Below are 24111 nucleotides of genomic sequence, written 5' to 3'. Positions count from 1 at the left end.
TGCCAGGCATGTCGACTATTAATGCTGTCTGTTAGTCTTGCGCACAAAGCCCGGATAAAGTCCCGTGGTATTAGCGATTAATTAGGCGAGGTTGGTAATGTCGCGCACGATCCGTTTTCACAAGTTTGGTCCGGCCGAGGTGCTCAAGTGCGAAGAGCACGAAGTCGCCGCGCCTGCTCCCGGCGAAGTGCAGGTCCGTGTTCAAGCCATTGGCATCAGCTGGTATGACGTGCTCTGGCGGCAGAACCTGGCCCCCAGCCACGCCCGTTTGCCTGCGGGTATCGGCCATGAAATGGCAGGTATCGTCACCGCCGTCGGTGCCGGGGTTGATGATCTGGCGATTGGTGACAAGGTCGCCAGCTTTCCGGGCCAGAGCGCCAATGACTACCCGACCTATGGCGAGCTGATTTTGATGCCACGCTCCACGCTGACCCGCTACCCGGACGTATTGTCTGCGGTAGAGGCCAGCGTACATTACACACCGCTGTTGATCGCCTATTTCGCATATGTCGATCTGGCCCAGGTCAAGCCCGGGCAGACCGTACTGATCACCGATGCCAGCCATTGCGCCGGTCCTTCGTTCGTGCAGTTGGGCAAGGCGATGGGCCTGAAGGTGATTGCTGCGACCAAGGACGCCAGTGAGCGCGAGTGCCTGCTGGCACTGGGTGCCGACAAGGTGATTGTCACCGAAGAGCAGGACTTGCTGATGCAGATCAACAAGATCACCGACAACAAGGGCGTGGATGTGGTGCTCGATGGTCTGGGTGGCCCGCAAATGTCAGTGCTGGGTGATGTCCTGGCGCCTCGTGGCAGCCTTGTTCTGTATGGTTTGCAAGGCGGTAACCAGACAGGGTTTCCGGGCTGTGCGTGCTTTCAGAAGAACATCAAGTTCTTCGTGCACTGCATCGGTAACTTCACTGGCAAGCCCGAGCTGGGTATCGCACAGGACGAAGAGGCGATGAAACGTGCCTTGCGTGATATCAACCAGCTAACTGCTGACCGGGTGCTCACACCGTTGGAGATCAAGGTGTTCCCTTTTGAGGACTTTGTAGAAGCCCATCGTTATATGGATGGTTGTCCGTGCCGGGGGCGAGTTGCTTTGCAAGTGTCAGCGACCTGAAGCCTGACAAGGCTGCGCAAAACGTCCCGTCTCATAAACGCGGCCCTGAACATAGTGTTCAGGGCCGCGTTTTTTATTGCCTGATCCCAGCGGACTTTTGGATTGCTTTATCCAGAAAGAAAGTGCGACTGAAGAACATGTCATAAGAGTGCAGCATAAGAAAGTATGTATTCTATTGAGTGGTTTTTGTAGGTTTGTTCCTGTGCGTATGTGCGTCTCGTCTCTTCCGGGTCCAAGAGTTGCAGTAAATCTGGGCGCGTCTAATTGGGCGTGCTGATAATAAGAAGCTCGATCCGGAGGATAATCCATGAACAACTTTCATGAACAGGCCATGGGCTTTGTGTATCAACAAGTTCTGCATCGGCTTCTGGGGTGTTTCAGTCGTCCCGAGCGCATTGCATTGCAGTTGTTGATTCAACGTTTATTAGTGGCGGCCGGTGGCGTGGAGCGCATAGGGAATTACCGGGTAATGGTGGTTCATGAGGGCGGCAAGGAGTGTGCCTATACATTGGCTTTTTTACGCGCCGCACAACTGAGTATTGCCGGGCGCTCGCCAGAGACGTTCAAGTTGCGCATTGCGATACTGCGCCAGCCACGCATGACCGCCAATGTGATGGAGCGAATTCAGACCCAGTGCAACGAGTTGTTTATCTATGAAGATATGCGTGTCGAGTTGTTGATTGTCGATGAGCAGAGTACAACCAGGCTGCATAAACAGACGGTTTTCGAGAGCCTGCCTTCGGTGATGAATCGTACTCAGGTGCTGATGTCAGGACACCTGACCCAAGGCGACGCCAGAGCGACATTCTTTTATTCCGACCTGCTGGCCCGGGCCAAGCTGTACCGTCAGGCTTGCAGATGGGGCGCCAGGGTGGACGCCCTGATTGACCGGCGCCCGCCCAGCCATCTGGGGCAATACGTGACGTGGATCCAGCAGGTTGCAGAGCAGCACGGGCATGCACCGCCGGGTGATGACCATGAAAGCTTTGAAAACGCAGTCAAGTTGTGCAGCAAGCTGGATGATGACTATAAAGAGTTCTTGAAATTGCCTCCCGCGTATCGGGGTGAGTTTTCTGCAATCAGTGGCGGCAGCAATGATATTGACGTGATCAATATTTTTGATTGTTTATGCCACGAAGCGGACGTGTTGAGTTCTCAGGTACTGATGTTTGTGGAGGGGCCATGGAATATAAAAATGCTGGACATTGAAGAGCCGCAAGCGGCGGTCGTGTTAGTGGCTGCCCACCTCCAGGGTTTGCGTGGCACTTACCAGTACGGGGTGGAATACAGTGTCGGTGCGGATGCTTACTTGCGCCGTGCATCGCTGGAAAATCAGTGCAATGAACGGTTTAAAGGTCAATTGATAAAGAGGCTCGGCGCTTCGTTCAATACACCGAAACGAATTAGAAAGTTGCACGGTGTCGCCACTCAGTACCTGGGTGAACTGCACGGTGTCAATAATGAACAGTTGGGCTGCTTTATATGTTCGCCTTTTGTTAATAAAGCCGATGACCTGGAGTCCTTTCTACAAAACTGCTACCCCGAAAAATTGCAATACATCCACGAGTTTCGACGGGTACTGATGGACCCGGACAGCTCTTCGCAGGTCGATATCGCCTGGCTGGAGTCTGTAAGCGGGCTGCCCCTTGCATCGTTGCAAGCGCTTTATCAAATGGAAAAAACAGACGTGAGAACAAGCAACACCCTGATTGCCACATTGTGCGCTCACGACCCAAGCAAAAAACCCTGGCACCCAGTACTTGCGGGCTAAGGCAGGTGGTTTGGGGGCGGGTGAGTACCACCCCGGCCTGCTGGCGAGGACCCGGCGAACGCACCGCTCATCCAATAGCATTTGCCAGAGCCCCGGGCAAACTGATATCTGTACGCATATCCAGTATTCATGCTCAGTGGTTAGTTCTGCCTGTGATTTCCAATCCCCTCGAAGACCCGTTTTACTACCTGAAAAACTTCCGGCATGTGCTTGACTGGATCGCTGCCCGTTATGAAGACGTGCTGACTGTCGACGAGCAACGGTTTATCGCAGGTTTTGCCCAATTACCCGGCCCCTCGCAAGCGCTGTGGGTGCGCATGATCATGCGCAAGGGCGATCACTTCCGGGCCGGCAGGCTCAATTACCCGGAAATCGGTGATACCGCGCTGGCGGCGGCCCCCTTGCTGGCCCTTGGCTGGCTGGATAATCAGGCGCCCTTGGCCTTGGCCGACGTGTTTGACGTACTGCAAAAAGCGGAAATCCTGGCCTGTTTCAGTGCCCGTATCACGCAACCCAAGGGTAAAAAAACGGACTGGTTCGAGCAACTGGCTGCCGACTTTACCCAGCGCCAACCCCTTTCCCAATGGCATCCCGGCCTTACCGAGCCGCTTTACACCCTCAACCACCGAGCGCTGTGTGACCGCCTGCGGCTGATGTTTTTTGGCAACCTGGGGCAGAGCTGGTCCGATCTGGTACTGGCCGACCTCGGCCTGTTTACCTATGAGAAGGTCGATTTCAGCCACGAGTCCCGTGCTCTGGGGTGCCGGGCCGATATAGAGGGCTATTTGCAGCTCCATGCCTGTCGCGAGCAATTTGAGCTCAGTGGCGATGCCGCTGCCGTGCTGCAACAGGTGCTCGACTACCAGGCAGGCAACCGCTGGCTGCAACGGCGCCGCGGGCGCTTGTTGTTTCAGCTGGGTCAGCATCTGGAGCGGGCAGGGGATCTGACGCGGGCACTGGAGGTCTATCAGCACAGCCTGCACCCCGAGGCACGCCAGCGCAGCATTCGCGTGCTCGAACGTCAGGCGCACTATGCACCGGCATTGCAGCTGGCCGAAGACGCGCAACAGGCCCCACTGACTGATGCCGAGCTTCAGCATCTGCGACGAATCATCCCGCGCTTGCGCCGCAAGCTGGGCTTGGCGCCATTGCCCGTGGCCCAGGCAATGGCACCCGACCGGCTCGACCTGAGCCTGCCACGGGACGAAGCGGCCAGTGTCGAGCTAATGGCTGCCGCGCACTTGCACAGCGCTGCAGCGCCTGTGCATTACGTGGAAAACACCCTGGTTAACGGGCTCTTCGGTCTGCTGTGTTGGCCGGCGATTTTCGCACCCTTGCCGGGCGCCTTTTTTCACCCGTATCAGAGTGGTCCGGCAGACATGCTGGAAGATGATTTCTATCAGCAGCGTGCCGACAGGTTCGAGGCTTGCCTGGCGCAGCTCGATGATGGCCGTTACCTGACCACTATCCGCGACACCTATGCTGCCAAATTTGGCGTGCAGTCTAACTTCGTGGCCTGGAATCACCTGAATCAGAACCTGCTGGAAGAGGCATTACGGTGTTTGCCCCCTGCGCACTTGAAACTTTGGTTTCGCCGTCTGTTGCTGGATATCAGGGCCAATCGCAGCGGTATGCCCGACCTGATCCAGTTTTTTACGGCGCAACACACCTATCGCATGATTGAGGTCAAAGGCCCGGGTGACCGTCTGCAGGACAACCAACTGCGCTGGCTGGCCTTTTGTGAAGAGCACGGGATGCCGGTGACCGTGTGTTATGTGCAATGGCAGGAGCTGCAAGGGTGAATTATCGCGTTGCAGTGCGTGCCTTGTGTGAATTCACCGCCAAGACTGGCGATCTGGACTTACGATTTACCCCTTCGCCCACGGCGCAACAGGGCATAGCCGGGCATCGCACGGTTGCCTCGCGGCGCAGCCCGGAGTATCAGGCGGAGCTGAGCCTGGAAGGACAGTTCGGCGCCTTGAGCGTACGCGGTCGTGCAGACGGTTATGACCCCGCAGCCAATGTCCTGGAAGAAGTGAAAACCTTTCGCGGCGAATTCACTGCAATACCGGCCAACCACCGTCAACTGCATTGGGCTCAGGCGCGGGTCTATGGCTGGTTATTGTGCCAGAGCCTGCAGTTGCCACAGGTTGACCTGGCGCTGGTGTATTTTGACATTATCAGTGAAAAGGAAACCCGCCTGCAGGAAACCTGGTCAGCATCGGACCTGCAGCAATTTTTCGAGCTGCAATGCGGGTTGTTCCTGGCCTGGGCCGAGCAGGAAATGGCCCATCGTGCGGCCAGGAATGCTGCCGCCCGTGCCCTGGCCTTTCCCCATAAGCAGTTTCGAACCGGGCAGCGGACTTTGGCAGAAGCGGTATACAAGACCGTCAGCACCGGGCGCTGCCTGATGGCCCAGGCACCTACCGGGATCGGCAAAACCATCGGTACCCTGTTTCCGTTGCTCAAGGCCATGCCCGGCCAGCAGCTCGACAAGCTGCTGTTTCTGACGGCCAAGACGCCGGGGCGCAAACTCGCCCTCGATGCGATGCAGGTGCTTTTTCCCGAAGGGCAGGACGCTCCGTTGCGTGTGCTGGAGCTGGTGGCGCGAGACAAGGCCTGTGAATACCCGCAAAACGCCTGCAATGGTGACTCTTGCCCTTTGGCCAGAGGCTTCTACGATCGTTTACCCGCTGCGCGAAGGGCTGCGATTGGCCAAACCCCCCTCGATCAGAAGAGCCTGCGCAATGTCGCGTTGGAGCACGAGGTCTGTCCTTATTACCTGAGTCAGGAAATGGCGCGCTGGGCTGATCTGGTGATTGCCGATTACAACTATTACTTCGACTTCAGTGCCTTGCTTTATGGTCTGGCCCAGGCCAACCAATGGCGGGTCGGGACCCTGGTGGATGAAGCCCATAACCTGGTCGAGCGGGCGCGCGGGATGTACAGCGCAAGCCTCGATCAGCAGACCCTCAACAGCGTACGGCACACGGCTCCGGCACCGCTGGACGTACCCTTCAAACGCCTTGACCGCGAATGGAGTGCCCTGCACAAGGCGCAGGCGGGCCCCTATCAGGCATACCCGCAACTGCCAGCCAAATGGCTGAATGCCTTGTCTTCCTGCATCACCGCCATAGGCGATTACCTCAACGATCACCCCCATGGCCTGGCGGGAAACCTGCAGGCGTTCTACTTCGAAGCCTTGCAGTTCAATCGGGTGGCGGAGTTGTTCGATGACAATTTCCTGTTCGACGTCAGCCTGGTTGAAGGCGGCAAGCGGCGCCTCTCGCAACTCAATCTGCGCAACATTGTGCCTGCCGGTTTTATCGGCCCGCGTCTGGCGAGTGCTCACAGCAATGTGCTGTTTTCCGCCACCCTCAGCCCGCAAACCTATTACGCCAATCTGTTGGGCTTGCCGGAGGATGCGCTGTGGATGGATGTCGAATCGCCATTTGGCGCAGAGCAACTGGACGTGCAGGTGGTGAGCCGCATATCCACCCGTTTTGTCCATCGTCAGGCTTCGCTGGAGCCGATTGTGGAGCTGATTGCCAGGCAGTTCGGCCAGCGTCCGGGCAACTATCTGGCGTTTTTCAGCAGTTTTGATTATATGCAACAGGTTGCCGAACTACTGGCCGAGCGCCATCCGTCGATATCACGGTGGCTGCAGGCACGACGAATGGACGAAGCAGCACGTCAGGACTTTCTCGACCAGTTCACCCTGACCAGTCAGGGCGTCGGTTTTGCCGTGCTGGGCGGCGCATTCGGTGAAGGCATTGATTTGCCTGGCGCGCGGCTGATCGGTGCTTTTGTCGCCACCCTCGGTCTGGCCCAGTTGAATCCGGTCAATGAACAGATCAAACAGCGCATGGCGGCACGGTTTGGCGCCGGTTATGACTACACCTACCTTTATCCGGGTGTGCAGAAAGTGGTGCAGGCAGCCGGCCGGGTAATTCGCACCCAGAGCGATCAGGGGACGCTGTTTCTGATTGATGACCGTTTTGCCGAGCCGAAGGTGCAGCAACTGCTGCCGCGCTGGTGGCGACTGCAGTGACCGAAATCTCGAGTACCCCAAACCCTGTCTTCGAGGGTGCCGTCAGAGGGCAGGGGGCTGTTCAGTCGCGGTAAAAGACTTGCACCAAGTGATAGCCGAACTTGCTCTTGACCGGGCCATGCACCACCCGCAGCGGTTTTTTGAAGATGATCTGGTCAATGATGCCAACCATCTGCCCGGGCCTCACTTCGCCCAGATCGCCGCCGCGTTTGCCTGACGGGCAGGTGGAGAATTTTTTCGCCAGCACATCGAAGGCTTCGCCTTTGGCGATGCGTTGTTTGAGCGATTCGGCCTCTTCGGCTGTTTTCACCAAAATATGGCGGGCTTGAGCTTTCATGTGATCTGTACCTTGGAACAGTGGGGCATAGTGCGCGGTCGCGGATTATGCCTGAGTTTTCGCCTCCGGGTGATGATGGCGCGGCAGGTACAAGCACACACGGGTGCCGCATCCGCTCAGGCTGTTGATGCTGACATGCCCGCCGGACTGCTGGGCAAAGCCGTAAATCATCGATAGCCCAAGCCCGGTTCCCTGGCCCACGGGCTTGGTGGTGAAAAACGGGTCAAAGGCCCTGGCGAGGACCCGCGGGCTCATACCGGTGCCGTTGTCACTAACCTCGAGCATGACGTAATCCCCGGAGCTGACTGATTCCAGAGTGCCGAGATCGCTGGCATTGAGGTAATGATTGGCGGTTTTGACTACCAGGGTGCCACCGTCGGGCATCGCATCCCGGGCATTGATCATCAGATTGAGCAGGGCACTTTCGAGCTGGCCGCTGTCAGTATTGACCGGCCAGATGTTTTGCCCCAGTTCCAGGATCAGGTCGATATTCGCGCCTTTGCTGCTGCTGAACAATTCCTGCAGTGATTTCACCAGCTGATTGGGGTCCAGCGGCTTGCGATCCAGCGACTGGCGACGGGAGAACGTCAGCAAGCGGTTGGTCAGCGCGGCGGCGCGCTGCGCAGAGTTGACGGCGGCATCGGCAAAACGCTCGACCTCATCAATACGGCCTGCCGCGATGTAGCGTTTCATCAGGTCCAGGCTGGCGATAATGCCAGTGAGCATATTATTGAAATCATGGGCGATGCCGCCCGTCAATTGCCCTACCGCCTCCATTTTTTGCCCGTGGCGCAGGGCTTCCTCAGCACGGGCCCGCTCCTGTATCTCGAGCTGCAATTGCATATTGGCCTCGGCCAATGCCCGGGTACGCTCGGCCACACGCTCCTCAAGGGTTTCGTTAAGCTCAAGCAAAGCTTGTTCGGTGGCGCTGGCCTGCAAGCGTTGGTGGCGCCTTGAACTCTTGATTGGCATGGTAGGTCCTGAATTTGAATCTGTAAGTCGGTCTGTTTAAGGCCGCATACCGGTACAAGGCTGTCAGCCTTGCTGCAAAGCCCGGTCTTGACCGTGCGACTAAGGTCGAATGAGGCTCCAGCTTAGCCTTTCGTACAATTGCGCCCCTTTTTTTGATTGAGGACGCTCACTTTGTATCCGAGCGTGTCTTCGGTCGTTTTCACCCTGCCAATGATTGGCTGCTGGAGCTTGTACATGGTTCATCCTTTTTCATTGTTGGCGCATCGCCGGGTAGCACACTTGGGCGCGCTGGCAGTGTGTGCCGGCTTTGCCGCACCGTCACAGGCCGGCGGCTTTTTTGAAGACAGCAGCGCCAGACTGGAAGCACGTACGGTGTACTTCAATCGCGATTTTCGCGATGGTAGCAGCTCAAACCCCCAGGGCGCCTCCAAGCGCGATGAAACGGCGCAAGGGTTTATCCTCAATCTGCAATCGGGCTATACCGAGGGCACCGTCGGTTTTGGCCTGGATGCACTGGGCATGCTGGGCCTGAAGCTGGATTCCAGCCCGGCCGACAGCAATAGTGGCCTGCTGCCTTCGACCGGCAGCGACCCGCGTCGTTCCAAGGATCAGTACGCCAAATTTGGCCTGACAGCAAAAATGCGCGTATCCGACACCGTGCTCAAATACGGCGCGCTGCTGCCTGATCTGCCGTTGCTCAAATACAATGATGGCCGTTTACTGCCAAACATGTTCAATGGCGCCATGCTGGTATCCCAGGAAATCAGGGATCTCAAGTTCATGGCCTCGCGCCTTGACCGTTATACCGCCCGGGACTCCACCGACTCCCAAGACCTGCGCCTGAACTGCAAAAACAAGCGTTATGGCTGCAATATCACCGCTGATCACTTCAGCATGTACGGTCTGGATTACAAGGTTAACGAGCATCTGACTGCGCAATACCACTACGGTGAATTGCAGGATATCTATCGCCAGCAGTTTGTCGGTTTGCAGGCCAATCAACCGGTCGGTCCTGGTGTGTTGTCCGCCGATGTGCGCTTGCTGAAAAGTGATGACTCGGGTTCGGCCAAAGCTGGCACTATCGACAACCGCGCATTGGGCGCCATGCTCGGCTATGCACTGGGCGGGCACAAGATCAGTGCTGGCTGGCAGCGCATGAACGGCGATACTTCAATGCCGTACCTGGATGGCAGCAACCCGTATCTGGTCAACTACCTGCAGGTCAACGACTTTGCCAACGCTCAGGAGCGTTCCTGGCAACTGCGTTACGACTACGACTTCAAGGCCATCGGCATCGACGGTCTGTCGTTCCTGACCCGTTATGTCAACGGCGACCATATCAAGGTGGTGGGCAGCAGCGAAGAGGGCAAGGAGTGGGAGCGTGACAGCGAGCTGAAATACATCGTGCAAAGCGGTACGTTCAAGGACGTCAGCCTGCGCTTGCGTAATGCCACCTACCGCACCAACTACTCCCAGTTTGCCCGTGACGTGGATGAGACCCGTTTGATCGTCAGCTATAACCTGTCGATCTGGTAAGGGCTGTAGCCGCTGAGGAGCGAAGCGAGGCGGCGATGGGTTGCGCAGCGACCCTGAAATATTGAAGGTCCTGCGGCCCTTATCGCTGCCTCGTTCGCTCCTCTGCGGCTACAACGGTTATAGCAGCTGTTCGCGGTAGGGCAGGTCCGGGCCGGTTTTACTGCAGGTCAGGGCTGCGGCACGGCTGGCGAAGTCGAGCAGGGCGTCCAGTTGCACCGCACTCAGGCCCTGTATGCCTTCGATCGAGTCCAGCCCATGTCCGGTCAACCATGCAATCACTGCGGCCTGGAAGGTATCCCCCGCGCCCACGGTATCGGCTACATCCACCAGGCTGGCGGGCACCGAACGCTGCCCATGTTCGCGACTGAACACACTGGCGCCCTGACTGCCCCGGGTCAAAAACACCAGTTGGCAACGATGGTTGAGCCATGACCGGGCAATCTCCTGCGCGTCCTGTCCCGGGTACAGCAGCTCCAGGTCTTCATCACTGACCTTGATCACATCGGCATAGGGGATCAGTTCCTTGATCCGCTGACGCCAGCGTTCGATGTCCGGCTCTGGATTAAGGCGCACATTGGGGTCAAGGCTGATCAGCCGTTGCCCGCTCTCGCGCTTGACCAGTGCCAGCAACGTATCGCCCACCGGCTGCACCACCAACGAAAAAGACCCCACATGCACACCCCGCACCTCGGGCCCCAGCAGCGGCAGGTGATGGGCGTGCAATTGCCGGTCGGCGCAGCCCTCACCGCGAAAGCTGTAGGCGGGCGAGCCGTTGGCATCCAGCGCGACCATGGCCAGCGTGGTGGGCGCGTCCAGATCATGCAGGTATCGCGTGCTCACGCCTTCATTGACCAGCACCTGTTTCAGCCGCTGGCCCAGGTAGTCGGTCGACAGCCCGGCAAACAGTGCGGTGTCGACGCCCAGGCGACGCAGGCCCACCGCCACGTTGAAGGGTGAGCCGCCAGCAATGGCCTTGAAGTCCACCTGGCCCGTCGGCGTACTCTCAGGCGACCGGGCAAAAAAATCGAATAAGGCTTCTCCGCATACCAGATACATAACATTTACTCGGTTAAGGCTGCGACCTGTAGTCGGTAGCGTTGATAGAAGTGTTCGTAGGCCCGGACGTTATCGGCCTCGGGCCGGGTTTCACCCGCAGGATCCAGGCGCACGCAACGCCGGCACAGATCAGCCAGTGTCGGTGAGTCAGCAGCCACACACCAGGCAGCCTGAATTGCAGCCCCCAGTGCGGCTGCTTCGCTCTGCTCAGGGCAGACTACCGGGGTGGCCATGATATCGGCCACTAACTGGCGCCACAGGGGGCTTTTTGAACCGCCGCCTACCAGGCGGATGACGTGGCTTTGCAGGCCGTTGCGGCGCAGCAGATCGAGGCCATAGCGCAAACCATAGGTGGTGCCTTCAATGGCTGCGCGGCACAGATTGGCCTGGGTCATGTTGGTCAGTGTAAGGCCCTGAAAATTGCCGGTGGCATCGGGCAGGGCAGGCACCCGCTCGCCGTTGAGGAAGGGCAGCAGACTGACGCCCTCTGCGCCTGCGGGTGCCTGCCTGGCCATCTGGTTGAAACCCTCCACAGACAAGCCGAACAGCTCGCGCACGGCACCGGTGACATTGGTCAGGTTCAGGGTACAGATCAGCGGCAGCCAGCCGCCGGTGCTCGAGCAGAAGTTGGCCACTGAGGCCTCAGGGCGGGCCTGTGGCTGCGGGTCAAAGGCATACACCGTACCCGACGAGCCCAGGCTCATGGTGATGATTCCGGGTTCGATATTGCCGGTGCCGATGGCTGCCATCATATTGTCGCCGCCCCCGCTGGATACCACGGCATCGGGGTTCAGTCCCAGCAGCTGCGCGATAAGCGGGCGGATACGCCCGACCGGTTGGCGGGGCTCGATCAGCTCGGGCAGCGCCTGCTCCAGATGGCCGTCGGGATCGATATGATGCAACAGTTCGCGATCCCACTGGCGAGTGCGCACGTTGAAATAACCGGTGCCGGACGCATCACCGTATTCGCTGCAGCAGCGTCCGGTCAGCCAGAAATTCAGGTAGTCATGGGGTAACAGGATATGGGCAGTGCGTGCCAAAATCTGAGGATGATGGTGTTTTGTCCAGAGCAGCTTGGAGACCGTGTAGCCTGGCGCGATCACCAGGCCCAGCCGCTCCAGGGAGCCGGTTTCGCCGCCCAGCCATTCTAACAGTTGGTTGTTTTCGCCAGTTGACTCGGTGTCACACCACAGTTTGGCCGGGCGCAATACATCGCCTTGGCTATCGAGCAGCACCAGTCCGTGTTGTTGTGCGGACACGCCTATGCCCTGAATCTGCTGGCCGCTGATGCCGGCTTGGGTCAGGGCCTGGCGGGTGGCGTGTTGCAATGCATCCAGCCATTGCCCGGGATCCTGCTCGCGCCGCCCCTGTGCGCCCTGGATTAACGTGTGTGGGGCGCTGCCCAGCCCGAGCACCTGGCCGGACTCGCTGTCGAGGATCAGGGCCTTGGTGCCCTGGGTGCCGCAATCGATGCCCAGGTATAAGTGGGTTGTGCTCATGGGAACCTGCTCTTAGCCAGATCAAAAGCCTCTAACAGACCCTTTCCGCAGGGATAAGGGACTGATCGGGGATAACGGTGCACTTGCGACTGCTCAATTCAGCACCCTCTGCCAGAGAGGGCTGGGGTGGGCTTCAAAGATGAAGCAGATTTTCCAGGGTTTTGCTCACCCCGACATCACGCAAGCTGTTCAGGCACCACTCGAACGCAGCCACAAACTCGGCAGACCGGGGAATGGCGCTGCCAAAGATCTCTTCAACGCTCAATAATCGCTGCACGATCAACTCATCATCCGCCACCAGGGCCTGACAAAACTCCGCTCGCGGGTCGGGAATGGCATAGTGCAGCCCATTTTCATCAACTCCCTTGAGATACATCGCCCAGGCTGCAACCACCAGTGCCGCACGTTTCAACTCGCCACCATCGCTGATCAGCCGGTTGATGGCAGGCACGGTGAACTTGGGAAGCTTCGACGAGCCATCCGAGCACACGCGCTCCAACTGGTCGGCGATGGCCTGATTGGAAAAGCGTTCCACCAGGGTGTTCTTGTAGGCCGTCAGGTCAATGCCGGGCACCGGCGCCAGTTGCGGCGTTACGTCCTGATCCATATAGGCACGCATATACGTCACGAACAGGGGATCGCCCATGGTTTCGTGAACAAACCGATAGCCCTTGAGAAACCCCAGGTACGTCAACGCCAGATGACTGCCATTGAGCAGTTTGATTTTCATCTCTTCATAAGGCGTGACGTCGTCGGTGAGTTGTACGCCCACGGTTTCCCATGCCGGGCGGCCGCAGGCAAATTTGTCTTCGAGTACCCACTGGATAAACGGCTCGCAGACCACCGGCCAGGCGTCGTCTATACCCAGTTGGTCATGCAGTTGCAAACGATGGGCGTTACTGGTCATGGGCGTGATGCGATCCACCATGGCATTTGGAAAGCTGACATTGGCAGCGATCCAATCATGTAGTTCAGCACCGCGCAGCGCGGCAAAAGCCAGCAGGGCCTTGCGCGCGACAGCGCCGTTGTGGGGCAGGTTATCGCAGGACATCAGGGTAAAGCCCCGGATACCGCTGGCCTGGCGTCGGGCAAGGGCGGCGCATAGCACACCAAACACGGTTGTCGGTGCTTCGGGGTGGGTGAGGTCGTGCTGGATCTGTGGCAGTGCAGACATAAATTCGCCGCTGCTGTCATCGATGCAATAGCCGCCCTCGGTGATGGTCAGCGAAACGATGCGAATGGCCGGGCTGGCCAGCTTGTCGATCAGTGCATTGATGCCGTCTTCGGCCAGCAGCATGCCGCTGATAGAGCCGATGATGCGGCTTTGGGTGTCGTCGCTGTCGCCCAGTTCGAACAGGGTATAGAGGTAGTCCTGACCGGCCAGAGCGTCGCGCACCTTGCGGTCTTCGCCCCGCAGACCGATGCCGCAGATGCTCCAGTCCAGATCCTGGCCCCGGTTCATCAGGGCATCGGTGTAGTACGCCTGGTGGGCGCGATGAAATCCGCCCACGCCGATGTGGGCAATGCCCTGCCGGGTATCGCTGCCAAGGTAGGTGGGTTTGGCCACCAGGTTGGTAAGGGTGTCGAGGTTTCGGCGATTGAGTTTCATGGGGCAATCTCGTGGGTTCAGGCAGCTGCGCGCAATGGACGGGTCAGGGCCAGGCCCCCGGCATCGAATAAATGGCAATGTTCACTGTCCAGGTGCAACTGCAACTGCTCGCCATAGCGGCTGGCCATATCACCGCGCACGCGCATGGTCAGCGGCTCACCGCAGGCAGTATTGACGTGGCAATAGGTGTCGCTGCCCAAGCGCTCGCCGACATCGGCAGTCACGCTCAGGGTGCACTCACCGGGTTTGGCCAGGTTCAGGTGCTCCGGACGAATGCCCAGGGTGACCGGGCTGCCCAGGCTCAGCGCAGGGCTGCTCAGGGGTAACTGGATACGGGTGCCAGCGTCCAGCTCGACTTCGCAACCCTGGCTGTCAACGCGGCTGATCCGGCCTTTCAAAAAGCCCATTTTCGGTGTGCCGAGAAAGCCTGCAACAAACAGGTTGGCGGGGTGGTGATACAGCTCCAGCGGTGAGCCAACCTGTTCGATCCTGCCGCCATTGAGCACCACCACCTTGTCGGCCAGGGTCATGGCTTCGACCTGATCGTGGGTCACGTAGATCATGGTTGCTTGCAGTTCCTGATGCAGGCGTGCCAGTTCCAGACGCATTTGCACCCGCAGCGCGGCATCGAGGTTGGACAACGGCTCATCAAACAGGAAGATCTTGGGGTTGCGAACAATCGCCCGGCCAATGGCCACGCGCTGACGCTGACCACCGGACAGGTGTTTGGGCTTGCGCTCAAGTAAGGGTGCCAGTTCCAGAATGCGGGCGGCTTCGTTGACCTTTTTTGCCACTTCGGCCTTGGGCACGCCTGCCAGGTCGAGGGCAAACGACATATTTTTGCGCACGCTCATATGCGGGTACAGGGCATAGGTTTGAAACACCATGGCCAGGTCGCGCCTGGCCGGGCTGACTTCGGTGATGTCGCGACCGTCCAGCTCGATGGTGCCGTGCGTCACTTCCTCAAGCCCGGCAATCAGGCGCAGCAGTGTGGATTTACCGCAGCCCGACGGCCCGACAAATACCACGAACTCACGGTCGTTGACCTCAAGATCAATGCCTTTGATGATCGAGAAACCTTCAAAGCCCTTGTGCAGATTGTTGATTCTCAGGTTGGCCATAGTGGGCCTCCAATCAGTATTTTTATTTGACTGCGCCGAAGGACAAACCGCGCACCAGTTGCTTCTGGCTGATCCAGCCAAAAATCAGGATCGGTGCGCAGGCCAGGGTCGAAACGGCCGACAACTTGGCCCAGAACAGGCCCTCGGGGCTGGAGTAGGACGCGATCAGTGCAGTCAGAGGCGCGGCGCTGGAAGAGGTCAGGTTCAGTGACCAGAACGCTTCGTTCCAGCACAGGATCAGCGACAGCAGCAGGGTTGAAGCCAGGCCGCCCTTGCTGATCGGCAGCAATACGCGCACCACCTCCTGCCACAGCGTGGCGCCGTCCAGCCGTGCGGCTTCGAGGATGTCTTTGGGAATATCCTTGAAGTAGGTGTAAATCATCCACACCACGATCGGCAGGTTGATCAGGGTATAGATGATGATCAGTGCCGCCCGTGTATCCAGCAGGCCAAAGCTCTTGGCCAGCAGGTAGATGGGCATCAGTACACCCACTGGCGGCAGCATCTTGGTGGAGAGCATCCACAGCAGCGTGCCCTTGGTGCGCTTGGTTTCGTAGAACGCCATCGAGTAGGCCGCCGGGATAGCGATCAGCATGCACAGGGCCGTGGCAGTGAACGAGATCACCACCGAGTTCCAGGCGAAGTGAAAGTAACCGCTGCGCTGTTCGATATGCAGGTAGTTCTCCAGCGTGGGCGTGAAAATGAACTGGGGCGGCGTGGCAAAGGCGTCGAGTTCGGTTTTAAAACTGGTCAGGAGCATCCAGAAGATCGGGAAAAAGATCAGGATGGCGATAGCCCAGGCCAGGGTGCCCAGCAGCAGGCTTTGCAGGCGGCGCGATTGTTGAAGTGTCATCACTGAGCCCTCACGGCTTGTCTGTCAGGTTTTTGCCGAGCATGCGCACCAGAATGATGGCGGCAATATTGGCGATGACCACGGCGATCAAACCGCCGGCCGAGGCCATGCCCACATCGAACTGCACCAGCGCCTGGTTATAGATCAGGTACGCGAGGTTGGTGGATGCATAGCCCGGGCCGCCGTTGGTGGTGGTAAAGATTTCGGCGAACACCGACAACAGAAAGATGGTCTCGATCATCACTACGACGGCAATGGGGCGCGCCAGATGGGGCAAGGTCAGGTGCCAGAAAATCGCGGTGGGGCCGGCACCGTCCAGGCGCGCGGCTTCTTTTTGTTCCTGGTCCAGAGACTGCATGGCGGTCATCAGAATCAGGATCGCAAAGGGCAGCCATTGCCACGACACAATGATGATGATCGACAGCAGCGGGTAGTGCGCCAGCCAGTCCACCGGCTGGGCGCCAAACAACTTCCACACGGCGGCCAGGACGCCGGATACCGGATGGAAAATCAGATTTTTCCAGATCAGCGCGCCCACGGTCGGCATGATGAAAAACGGCGAGATCAACAGCACCCTTACGATGCCGCGGCCCATGAATTCGCTGGCTTCGAGCAGGGCGCTGATCAGTACGCCGAGCACCACGCTGATCAGCAGCACACTGCCAACCAGCAGCAAAGTGTTGGTTGCGCCGGGCAGGAAGCCCGAATCGGTGAGGAAGTAGGTGAAGTTCTCCAGCCCCACGAACTGGTTTTCGCCGGGATAAAGCAGGTTGTAGCGGATCAGTGAAAAGTACAAGGTCATGCCCAGTGGCACGATCATCCACAGCAACAGAAGCGCCACAGAGGGCGTTACCAGAAACCAGCCGGGATTGAACAGGCGCGGACGCCGCCCCGTTGGCGGGGCGTCGAGCGCGGCAATAACAGTCGAAGTCGTCATCGTCAATACACCTGAATTGCTTTGCGTGGGAGCGAGCCTCCTCGCGAAGGAGTCGACGCGCTATTCGCGAGCAGGCTCGCTCCCACAGACCAGAGTTTGGTGTTGGCAGTGCTACTTGGGATAACCCGCCCGCTTCATTTCACGCTCGGTGCTCTGCTGGGCCGCGGCCAGAGCCTGGTCCACGGTGGTCTGGCCAATCAGCGCGGCACTGAACAGCTTGCCAACCTGGGTGCCCACCGCCTGGAACTCCGGGATGGTGACCAACTGGATACCTACATAAGGCACGGGCTTGAGGGTCGGGTCCTGAGGGTTGGCAACTTTCAAGGACTCGAGGGTGACCCTGGCAAAGGGTGCAGCTTTCAGGTACGCCTCGGTATAGGTCGAGGCCCGGGTGCCCGGGGGGACATTGGCAATGCCGTCTTTTTCCGCTACCAGTGCACCGTATTCTTTGGACGTGGCCCAGGTGCTGAATGTCCTGGCGGCGTCCTTGGCTTTGGAACTGGTGGGTATGGCCAGTGCCCAGGAGTACAGCCAGGCACTGCCTTTATCGGTCACAGCATGGGGTGCGAAGGTAAAGCCGACATGCTCGGCGACCTTGCTCTGGCTACTGTCGGTGACAAACGAGCCAGCAACACTGGCATCGACCCAGATCGCACATTTGCCGCTGTTGAACAGCGCCAGGTTTTCGTTGAAACCATTGCTGGTCGCACCCGGCGGGCCTGAGGCTTTCAGTGTGCCGACATAAAAATTCAAGGCATTTTGCCACTCGGCCCCGTTGAACTCCGGTTGCCATTGCTCATTGAACCAGCGCGCGCCGTAGGCGTTGGCGATGGTGCTGATCAGCGCCATGTTTTCACCCCAGCCCGCCTTACCGCGCAGGCAGATGCCGTATTGTTCCTGGTCAGGTTTGTTGAGGGTGCGGGCAAAGCCGGCGATCTGCTCCCAGGTCGGATGCTCGGGCATGCTCAGCCCGGCATCCTTGAACAGGTCGGTACGGTAATAGGTCATCGAGCTTTCGGCATAAAACGGCAGGGCATAGAGCGTGCCCTTGACGGACAGGCCGTCGCGAACCGCCGGGAACACATCGTCGATGGCATAGGTGGCGGGCAGGTCGGTCATGGGCTCGAGCCAGCCCTTGGCACCCCAGAGTGCGGCTTCGTACATGCCGATGGTCAGCACGTCAAATTGTCCGCCCTGGGTGGCAATGTCCGTGGTCAGGCGCTGGCGCAATACGTTTTCTTCCAGCACCACCCAGTTGAGCTTGATCTCGGGGTGCTCGCTCTCGAAGGTTTTCGCCAGCTTTTGCATGCGGATCATGTCGCTGTTGTTGACCGTGGCGATGGTCAGGGTTTGCGCGCCTGAACTGATGCCGCTCAGGGTCATGCACGTGGCGACACATAACGCTTTGACAGGGATATTCATTGAGCACTCCACTTCAGCGGCCTGGCGGCTTTTGAAGGACGGTTATTGTTTTTATAGCGGCTCGCACGGGGCAAGCGCCTGGGCCGATTACAGCCCTCAATCACCGGCGTGACAAATCACTGGAAGCACATCAATCGATACTATTTTGCACTGCGCAGGCGTTCACCCGGCGCACGCTGGTTTTGCTCGGTCAAACGCTGCACCGCCAGGCGACGATAGTGTGACGGGGTCATTCCTTTGAGTTGCTGAAAGCGACGGTTGAAGTTGGAAATATTGTTGAAACCTGACTCGAAACACACATCTGTGACGGGCTTTTGACCATCGGCCAGTAACTCGCAGGACTTGCTGATGCGCAGTCGATTGACGAACTCGATGAAGCAGCGCCCTGTGGCTTGCTTGAATACGCGGGAAAAATAGGTGGGCTTCATGCCCATGTAGTCGGCGACTTCTTCTAGCGGCAGCTCGCGGGTGTAGTGGCTGAAGATATAGTCGACAGCCCGGTTGGTGCGGTCGATGGTTTGCTCGTCGGCCAGATTTCCGGCGGTGACCCCAGACAGCAGCTGGTAGTCATCACAGCCGGCCAGCAGTTCCAGCAGGATCAGGAAATGGCCAAGCCGGGTGATGCCGCTGGAGCCGGCAATTGCCTGCATCAGGTCCATAGCCTTGCGGATCGTGGCTTTACAGCGGAACTCGATCCCGTGGCGCGCCCGTTCAAGCATTGGCGTGAGGGACTTGAGTTCGGTGAGTACCGAGGCGGCGTTCTCAAGCAGTTCATCGGTGAAGTTGACCAGCATGTCGCGGGTGGGCACCACCTCGTCACCGGCCACCTGGCTGATCCAGTTATGAGGCAGGTTGGGCCCGGTGAGGAATAATGTTTCAGGGTGGAAATTACCGATATAGTCGCCCACAAACACCTTGCCGCTGCTGGCAACGATCAGATGCAACTCGTATTCCTTATGGAAGTGCCAGCGCACCAGCGGACAGGGGAAGCCATGCTGGCGATAGATGATCGACAGGCCATTGTGGTCGTCCATCAGTTCGTAGGACGGGTCTGTGGCGCGGGCGGGGCGGGTCATGGGCTGGGCCGTCGTCAGTCTTGTTATGGCGTGGATCATGCCGGTTCCTGCGGTTAAGTCCAGTCAGATTTGAGGGTATTACAGGATGAAAACACTGTTGTTGATCGGTATCGGCGCCGGAGACCCGGAGCACATCACCGTCCAGGGGATCAACGCGCTGAATCGCGCCAATGTGCTGTTTGTGCTCGACAAGGGCCAGGCCACCGAAGACCTGGTACGCATGCGCCTGCAGATCTGCCAGCGCTATATCCCTGAGCCGGGCTACCGTGTGGTGCAGGTCAACGACCCGCAGCGTGACAGCTCAACGGCGTGCTACACCGATGGCGTCGAGGATTGGCACCAACAGCGGGCCGAAGTGTTTACCCACTTGATCGAAGACCAACTGGCCGATGGCGAATGCGGGGCTTTTCTGTTGTGGGGCGACCCGGGGCTGTATGACAGCACCTTGCGTATTCTCGACCGTGTCCGGGCCGGGGGCTGCAGCGACTTCGAGCATGAGGTGATCCCCGGTATCAGCAGTGTACAGGCCCTGGCCGCGCGCCATCGCATTGCGCTCAACACTATCGGCCAGCCGATCCGCATCACCACCGGACGCAAGCTGGTGGCCGAGGATCTGGATAATGTCGTGGTCATGCTCGACGCACATTGTGCCTTTGAAGCCTTTGTCGATGAAAATGTCGATATCTATTGGGGCGCCTATATCGGCACTGCGGACGAGATTCTGATCGCGGGCAAACTGAGCGAAGTGTGCGAGCAGATCAAGCAGGCCCGCAGTACTGCCCGAGCAAGCAAGGGCTGGATAATGGACACGTATCTGCTGCGCAGGCGCACCCGCCTGAGTGAATAGGCAGTTGCGTCGAAGTCTTTTTCGTACATGTTTTGTAGAATTAGATTATGGCGTCAAGTTGATACAGCTGCCTACAGTTCGGCTCCTGTATTGCGTCGTTTACATGAGTCAGCTATGAAAGCCCATCTTGCCTGTTTGCGTTGTTACCGTGGGTTCTTGTGTGTCCTGCTTTTTGCAGCATGGGGGCTTGTGATGCCGGGCCCTGCCAATGCCACTGGCAGAGCCAGTTTTGCTGTCGCTCAGGGTACCTTCGATGTGAACCGGGCAACCCTTGAGGTGTTCTTGCTACGGCCCGGCAAAGCGCCCTTGTTGCTCAGTGGCGGTGCATTCAGGCAGGACAGCGAGGTCACTGAACTGGCTTCCGACAGCTGGACGATTAGCGAGGAGGGGAATCAATACCGGGTCGACATCAAGGTTGAGGACGACAGGTTGCGCGTTTCGATACAGGCGTCCCGCCCTGCAAGCTTGCGTTGGCCGCGCCTGCAAACCGACATTCGCGCCTACGCCATTCCTTTTGGCGAGGGTAGCTATATACCGGCCAATGACCCCGGCTGGCTTAACTGGCTGGTCAAGCGCTACTCCGGCGGGCAGTTGCTGGGTGAGTTGAGCATGCCGTTCTGGACTCAATTGCACGAGGACCTGTCGGTCACCTGGATAGTAGAAACGCCCTTCGACACCCTGTTTAGTATCAAGCGAGTCAAAAACACTGCGGTGCCGCAATTGCAGCATGACTTCAACCGGCTTGCACCTGATGCGCCCTTTGTGATCAGCATCGCCCCCGGCCCCGCACAACCGTTATATGGCGCAAGGCTATATCGCAACTGGCTCAAGAGCAACGGCCAGTTCGTTTCACTGACAGATAAAATTCGTGCGGTGCCGCAAACTGCCCTGCTCGGCGGTGCACCCCATATCTACGTTTGGGACGCAGGGCCGCTGAAAACCACAGACGTCCTCAACTGGGCAAGCTTTATCACGGCTTTTGACCGGGCGCGCCGTACCCCCGGGCATCTGGCTGCCAGTTTATGGGCAAGCTTTGATCCGCAAACCCGCAGCGTATTTGACATGAGTTTGTCGAGTACGCGCTCACGGCTACGAATGGTTTCACCGTTCAATCAACTGCAACTGGTTCGTGCCATCAACCAGGGAATGCGGCAGGTTGTAGCGGTACCCGCCAAGGAACCTCTGGACGGGGGGCATGATCCGGCTGGCGAGGTGCTGTGGGGGCAGGCAGCCAGAACTCAGCTGGTCGAGGCTTTCGGGCCTTACCTGTTACCGGCCGAGCGCTGGGGAGGAGGGCTGTCTGTGGATACGGTCAACGCGCTCAAACAAGCCGGGCTCACCCGTGCCTGGCTGGGTGCCAAGGACTGGCTTGATGCATTCTGGCACCCGCAGGCTGTGGCATTGGCCAAGCAAGCCGGGTTTCTGGTGGCGGTGTACGACAACTACGCAGACGCTCATGCACCCGCCGAACCGGAAACCTGGGCCGCTGCGCAAATGGGCGCGAACCTGGCCAGTGCAGGGCAGCATGATGCGAGCGGTGCTTCGAGCAAGGGGTTTAATGGCATTGGCGTCTTTGCCAATCCCCGGGAGGCCCAGGACTATGCGCGCCAGCGCATCAAGGCTGTGGCAGGTGCTGCCAGGCTCAACAGCTATTTTCTCGATGTCGATGCTGCGGTCACTGCACAGGCGGACTACACCCCCGGCCGGGAAACCAGTGAAAGTGAAAATGCCCGGGTGATTGCCCGGCGCCTGGGTTACCCGGGCGAGTCGTTGGGGCTGGTCACGGGCAGCGAGGGGGCGGTTTCTACGTTTGCAGCCAATATTGCCTACAGCCACGGCATTGCCACACAACCATTTGACTGGACCGACCCTGACATGTCCGGTAATCAACAGTCACCTTTCTTTGTAGGGCAGTACTGGCCCCCGGAGACGCCAACACTGTTTTTCAAGACTGTTCCGATCAAACGGCAACTGGCAACTTATGTCCGCTCCTGGAAGTACCGCTTGCCGCTTTACCAAATGGTGCTTCACGACAGTCTGGTCAGCACGCATCACTGGGCCTACCCATCGTTGAAATTTTCCAATGAGCAGCAGAACACGGCACTGCTGCAGCTGTTGTACATGACGCCGCCCATGTACCACCTCAATGCCGCCGTGCTGGAGCGCGACTTGCCCTTTATCGCGGCCTACAACGAGGTTTTTTCGCCCTTGCATCAACGGCTTTTTACCCAGGCACTGGTTGATTTTCAGGTGCTCAGTGCAGACCGGAGCCTGCAGCGCACGGTGTTTGATGATGGAACCCGAATTACGGTCAATTTCAATCCAGACAAGGCGCAAAGTGCCGACGCCATGCAATTTGCGCCAATGTCGGCAAGCGTCCAGATACCGGGCGAAAAAGACCGCATCATCATGATTGCCGAGATGTTCAAGGCGACGCGACTGGCACAGCCCTAGTCAAACCGTTCGATTCTTTGCCTCGATCCACTGCGACATGTACTGGGTACTTTTATGCTGGTGATGGCGCAGCATGGCACCGGTGAAGTTGTTGCGCCGATGCTGTTGCAGGCCGGCGCGGCAGGCTTCGATGCACTCGACCAGTGCCGGGCCGTGGGCACTTTGCATATAGCGCTGCGCCAGTAGTGCCGTTCCGTGCTGCTGGGCCTGATGCCAGGCGTCAGGGCTCTGATACAGCTGCACCGCAGCGGCAGCAATCGCACTGGCACTCTGTTCGATGGCACCTGCCCACGGCAGGTCGCCATGCATGCCTTCGGCGCCTACGGGAGTTGTGACGTTGGGCGTGCCGCAGAGCATGGCATCGGCGATTTTGCCCTTGATTCCTGCACCAAAGCGCAGGGGGGCCATGCAGATCCGCGCATTGCTCATCACCTCAAGCGCATCTTCGGCCCAGTTGAGCACGTGAAAACCCTGTGCCGGGTTGTGCAGCGCAGTGGCCTTGGGCGGGGTGTAAGCACCATAGACATGCAATTGCGCCGTGGGCAGTTGCTGACGGATCAATGGCCAGATCGCGGTTTTCATCCAGAGCACGGCATCCCAGTTGGGGGCATGACGGAAATTGCCGATGCTCAGGAAATGCTGGCGCTGGTCAAAGGGTACGAACTGCGCAGGTACGCTGTCGACCATCAACGGGCACCAGTGCAGCAGGGCTCGGGGCACCTTGAAGTGCTCTACGAGCAGATCGATTTCGTATTCGGAAATCATCAGGTTCAAGTCGCATCGATAAATCGCCGCGATCTCCCGTTGCGCCAGATCGGTAACGGCCATCTGCTCGAAGGTCTCCCGTTGTGCCGGGGCGAACAGGCTGCTGAAATCATCAGTGTCGGCGTCAAGTTTGAGGCGCGCCTTGAGCTGTTGCTGGCGGGCGTCGCGCAGGCTTTGCAGGTCGGAGGTTTCCAGTACGCGCAGGGCCTGCGGGCAATGCTTCTCCACGCGCCAGCCGAACTGCTCTTCCATCATGAAGCGGTCGAACAGCACGATATCCGGGGCCAGCTCGGTGATGAAGGTATCGAAGCTGCTGTTATTGAGCGCGATACTGACTTCATCAATGCCCAATGTCGCCAGATCAGCCTTGTGTTCGCCAATGCCTGCCGGGCTGCTGAAGGTGATGTGCCAGCCTTGCTGCAAGAAACTTTCGATGATCTGCATCATGTGTCCGCCCGCCGCCGAAGAGCGGGGCTCGGGCCACACGTAGCCAATAATCAGGACGCGGGTTGGGCGAGTGGACGGCATGGGCAGATCCTTGAAGCGCTGTGGCTGATAAAAGGCGGCAATTAGAACACAAGTTGCCTACAACACCTGTGGTCGCTGCCTCTTACCTTGTGAGCGGCTACAGGAATACTGCACCTGTGGGAGCGAGCCTGCTCGCGACTGTCTCTTATACACATCT

General features: G+C 58.6%; 17 protein-coding genes and 1 pseudogene. 7 read left to right on the top strand and 11 right to left on the bottom strand.

Annotation, left to right across the window (positions count from 1 at the left end; all coding sequences use genetic code 11):
- Window positions 1-97 precede the first annotated feature (97 nt).
- The 4 genes from QN377_RS12520 (at window position 98) to QN377_RS12505 (ending at window position 6942) form a co-directional block, all read left to right on the top strand.
- Entirely contained in the window at window positions 98-1120 is a 1023-nt protein-coding gene (locus QN377_RS12520; RefSeq protein ID WP_095017976.1) for a zinc-dependent alcohol dehydrogenase family protein, read from the top strand.
- 307 nt (window positions 1121-1427) lie between these two features.
- Window positions 1428-2891: a hypothetical protein gene (locus QN377_RS12515; protein ID WP_322212932.1), complete on the top strand. Its 1464-nt coding sequence runs from the start codon at window positions 1428-1430 to the stop codon at window positions 2889-2891.
- A gap of 152 nt (window positions 2892-3043) precedes the next feature.
- Window positions 3044-4693 (top strand): VRR-NUC domain-containing protein, encoded by a 1650-nt coding sequence (locus QN377_RS12510; protein ID WP_095019974.1) that lies wholly within the window; start codon window positions 3044-3046, stop codon window positions 4691-4693.
- Window positions 4690-6942, top strand: a complete 2253-nt coding sequence (locus tag QN377_RS12505; RefSeq protein ID WP_322212931.1) for an ATP-dependent DNA helicase — start codon at window positions 4690-4692, stop codon at window positions 6940-6942. Before QN377_RS12510 ends, QN377_RS12505 begins: the two co-directional genes overlap by 4 nt.
- Before the next feature lie 61 nt (window positions 6943-7003).
- Here QN377_RS12505 and QN377_RS12500 read toward each other — a convergent pair whose 3' ends face one another.
- The gene (locus tag QN377_RS12500; protein WP_083369510.1) at window positions 7004-7279 is read right to left on the bottom strand and encodes a peptidylprolyl isomerase; all 276 of its coding nucleotides are present in this window, start codon (window positions 7277-7279) and stop codon (window positions 7004-7006) included.
- Between the two features lie 72 nt (window positions 7280-7351).
- Window positions 7352-8203: pseudogene (locus tag QN377_RS12495) on the bottom strand (sensor histidine kinase); the annotation flags it as partial.
- A 282-nt stretch (window positions 8204-8485) separates the two neighbouring features.
- On the opposite strand from QN377_RS12495, the gene QN377_RS12490 reads away from it, so the two are divergent.
- A complete protein-coding gene (locus tag QN377_RS12490) occupies window positions 8486-9787 on the top strand; it encodes an OprD family porin (protein ID WP_095000303.1) in 1302 nt (433 codons plus the stop codon).
- Window positions 9788-9904: 117 nt separating this feature from the next.
- Here QN377_RS12490 and QN377_RS12485 read toward each other — a convergent pair whose 3' ends face one another.
- The 8 genes from QN377_RS12485 to QN377_RS12450 form a co-directional block, all read right to left on the bottom strand.
- Window positions 9905-10843: a carbohydrate kinase family protein gene (locus tag QN377_RS12485; RefSeq protein ID WP_095024700.1), complete on the bottom strand. Its 939-nt coding sequence runs from the start codon at window positions 10841-10843 to the stop codon at window positions 9905-9907.
- A 5-nt stretch (window positions 10844-10848) separates the two neighbouring features.
- Window positions 10849-12342: a xylulokinase gene (gene xylB, locus QN377_RS12480; RefSeq protein WP_322212927.1), complete on the bottom strand. Its 1494-nt coding sequence runs from the start codon at window positions 12340-12342 to the stop codon at window positions 10849-10851.
- Window positions 12343-12475: 133 nt separating this feature from the next.
- Window positions 12476-13951, bottom strand: coding sequence for a mannitol dehydrogenase family protein (locus QN377_RS12475; RefSeq protein WP_322212926.1), 1476 nt, complete (start codon window positions 13949-13951; stop codon window positions 12476-12478).
- A gap of 17 nt (window positions 13952-13968) precedes the next feature.
- Complete coding sequence (locus QN377_RS12470; RefSeq protein ID WP_095019970.1) at window positions 13969-15072, bottom strand: ABC transporter ATP-binding protein; 1104 nt, start codon at window positions 15070-15072, stop codon at window positions 13969-13971.
- Window positions 15073-15094: 22 nt separating this feature from the next.
- The gene (locus tag QN377_RS12465) at window positions 15095-15928 is read right to left on the bottom strand and encodes a carbohydrate ABC transporter permease (RefSeq protein ID WP_095000298.1); all 834 of its coding nucleotides are present in this window, start codon (window positions 15926-15928) and stop codon (window positions 15095-15097) included.
- A 7-nt stretch (window positions 15929-15935) separates the two neighbouring features.
- The gene (locus QN377_RS12460; protein ID WP_322212925.1) at window positions 15936-16862 is read right to left on the bottom strand and encodes a sugar ABC transporter permease; all 927 of its coding nucleotides are present in this window, start codon (window positions 16860-16862) and stop codon (window positions 15936-15938) included.
- 111 nt (window positions 16863-16973) lie between these two features.
- The gene (locus QN377_RS12455) at window positions 16974-18284 is read right to left on the bottom strand and encodes an ABC transporter substrate-binding protein (protein ID WP_095019968.1); all 1311 of its coding nucleotides are present in this window, start codon (window positions 18282-18284) and stop codon (window positions 16974-16976) included.
- A 140-nt stretch (window positions 18285-18424) separates the two neighbouring features.
- Window positions 18425-19360, bottom strand: coding sequence for an AraC family transcriptional regulator (locus QN377_RS12450; RefSeq protein WP_169916403.1), 936 nt, complete (start codon window positions 19358-19360; stop codon window positions 18425-18427).
- Window positions 19361-19445: 85 nt separating this feature from the next.
- Between QN377_RS12450 and cobF the strand changes: the two genes are divergently transcribed.
- Together cobF and QN377_RS12440 are read left to right on the top strand one after the other, a co-directional pair.
- Window positions 19446-20207, top strand: coding sequence for a precorrin-6A synthase (deacetylating) (cobF, locus tag QN377_RS12445; protein ID WP_315262836.1), 762 nt, complete (start codon window positions 19446-19448; stop codon window positions 20205-20207).
- Window positions 20208-20399: 192 nt separating this feature from the next.
- The gene (locus tag QN377_RS12440) at window positions 20400-22661 is read left to right on the top strand and encodes a glycoside hydrolase (protein WP_322212924.1); all 2262 of its coding nucleotides are present in this window, start codon (window positions 20400-20402) and stop codon (window positions 22659-22661) included.
- Here the strand turns inward: QN377_RS12440 and QN377_RS12435 are convergent, their stop codons facing one another.
- A complete protein-coding gene (locus QN377_RS12435) occupies window positions 22662-23954 on the bottom strand; it encodes a glycosyltransferase (RefSeq protein WP_322212923.1) in 1293 nt (430 codons plus the stop codon).
- Window positions 23955-24111: the final 157 nt, after the last annotated feature.

This window comes from Pseudomonas sp. CCC4.1 (assembly GCF_035019225.1).
In the GTDB taxonomy this organism is placed as follows: Bacteria; Pseudomonadota; Gammaproteobacteria; order Pseudomonadales; family Pseudomonadaceae; genus Aquipseudomonas; species Aquipseudomonas bubulae.
This window is presented reverse-complemented; position numbering and strand designations above follow the sequence as displayed.

Coding starts and splice junctions, on each gene's coding strand:
- QN377_RS12490 (WP_095000303.1), top strand. CDS start 8,486: ATGGTTCATCCTTTTTCATTGTTGGCGCATCGCCGGGTAGCACACTTG.
- QN377_RS12515 (WP_322212932.1), top strand. CDS start 1,428: ATGAACAACTTTCATGAACAGGCCATGGGCTTTGTGTATCAACAAGTT.
- QN377_RS12500 (WP_083369510.1), bottom strand. CDS start 7,279: ATGAAAGCTCAAGCCCGCCATATTTTGGTGAAAACAGCCGAAGAGGCC.
- QN377_RS12440 (WP_322212924.1), top strand. CDS start 20,400: ATGCCGGGCCCTGCCAATGCCACTGGCAGAGCCAGTTTTGCTGTCGCT.
- QN377_RS12520 (WP_095017976.1), top strand. CDS start 98: ATGTCGCGCACGATCCGTTTTCACAAGTTTGGTCCGGCCGAGGTGCTC.
- QN377_RS12435 (WP_322212923.1), bottom strand. CDS start 23,954: ATGCCGTCCACTCGCCCAACCCGCGTCCTGATTATTGGCTACGTGTGG.
- QN377_RS12455 (WP_095019968.1), bottom strand. CDS start 18,284: ATGAATATCCCTGTCAAAGCGTTATGTGTCGCCACGTGCATGACCCTG.
- cobF (WP_315262836.1), top strand. CDS start 19,446: ATGAAAACACTGTTGTTGATCGGTATCGGCGCCGGAGACCCGGAGCAC.
- QN377_RS12475 (WP_322212926.1), bottom strand. CDS start 13,951: ATGAAACTCAATCGCCGAAACCTCGACACCCTTACCAACCTGGTGGCC.
- xylB (WP_322212927.1), bottom strand. CDS start 12,342: ATGAGCACAACCCACTTATACCTGGGCATCGATTGCGGCACCCAGGGC.
- QN377_RS12470 (WP_095019970.1), bottom strand. CDS start 15,072: ATGGCCAACCTGAGAATCAACAATCTGCACAAGGGCTTTGAAGGTTTC.
- QN377_RS12485 (WP_095024700.1), bottom strand. CDS start 10,843: ATGTATCTGGTATGCGGAGAAGCCTTATTCGATTTTTTTGCCCGGTCG.
- QN377_RS12450 (WP_169916403.1), bottom strand. CDS start 19,360: ATGACCCGCCCCGCCCGCGCCACAGACCCGTCCTACGAACTGATGGAC.
- QN377_RS12460 (WP_322212925.1), bottom strand. CDS start 16,862: ATGACGACTTCGACTGTTATTGCCGCGCTCGACGCCCCGCCAACGGGG.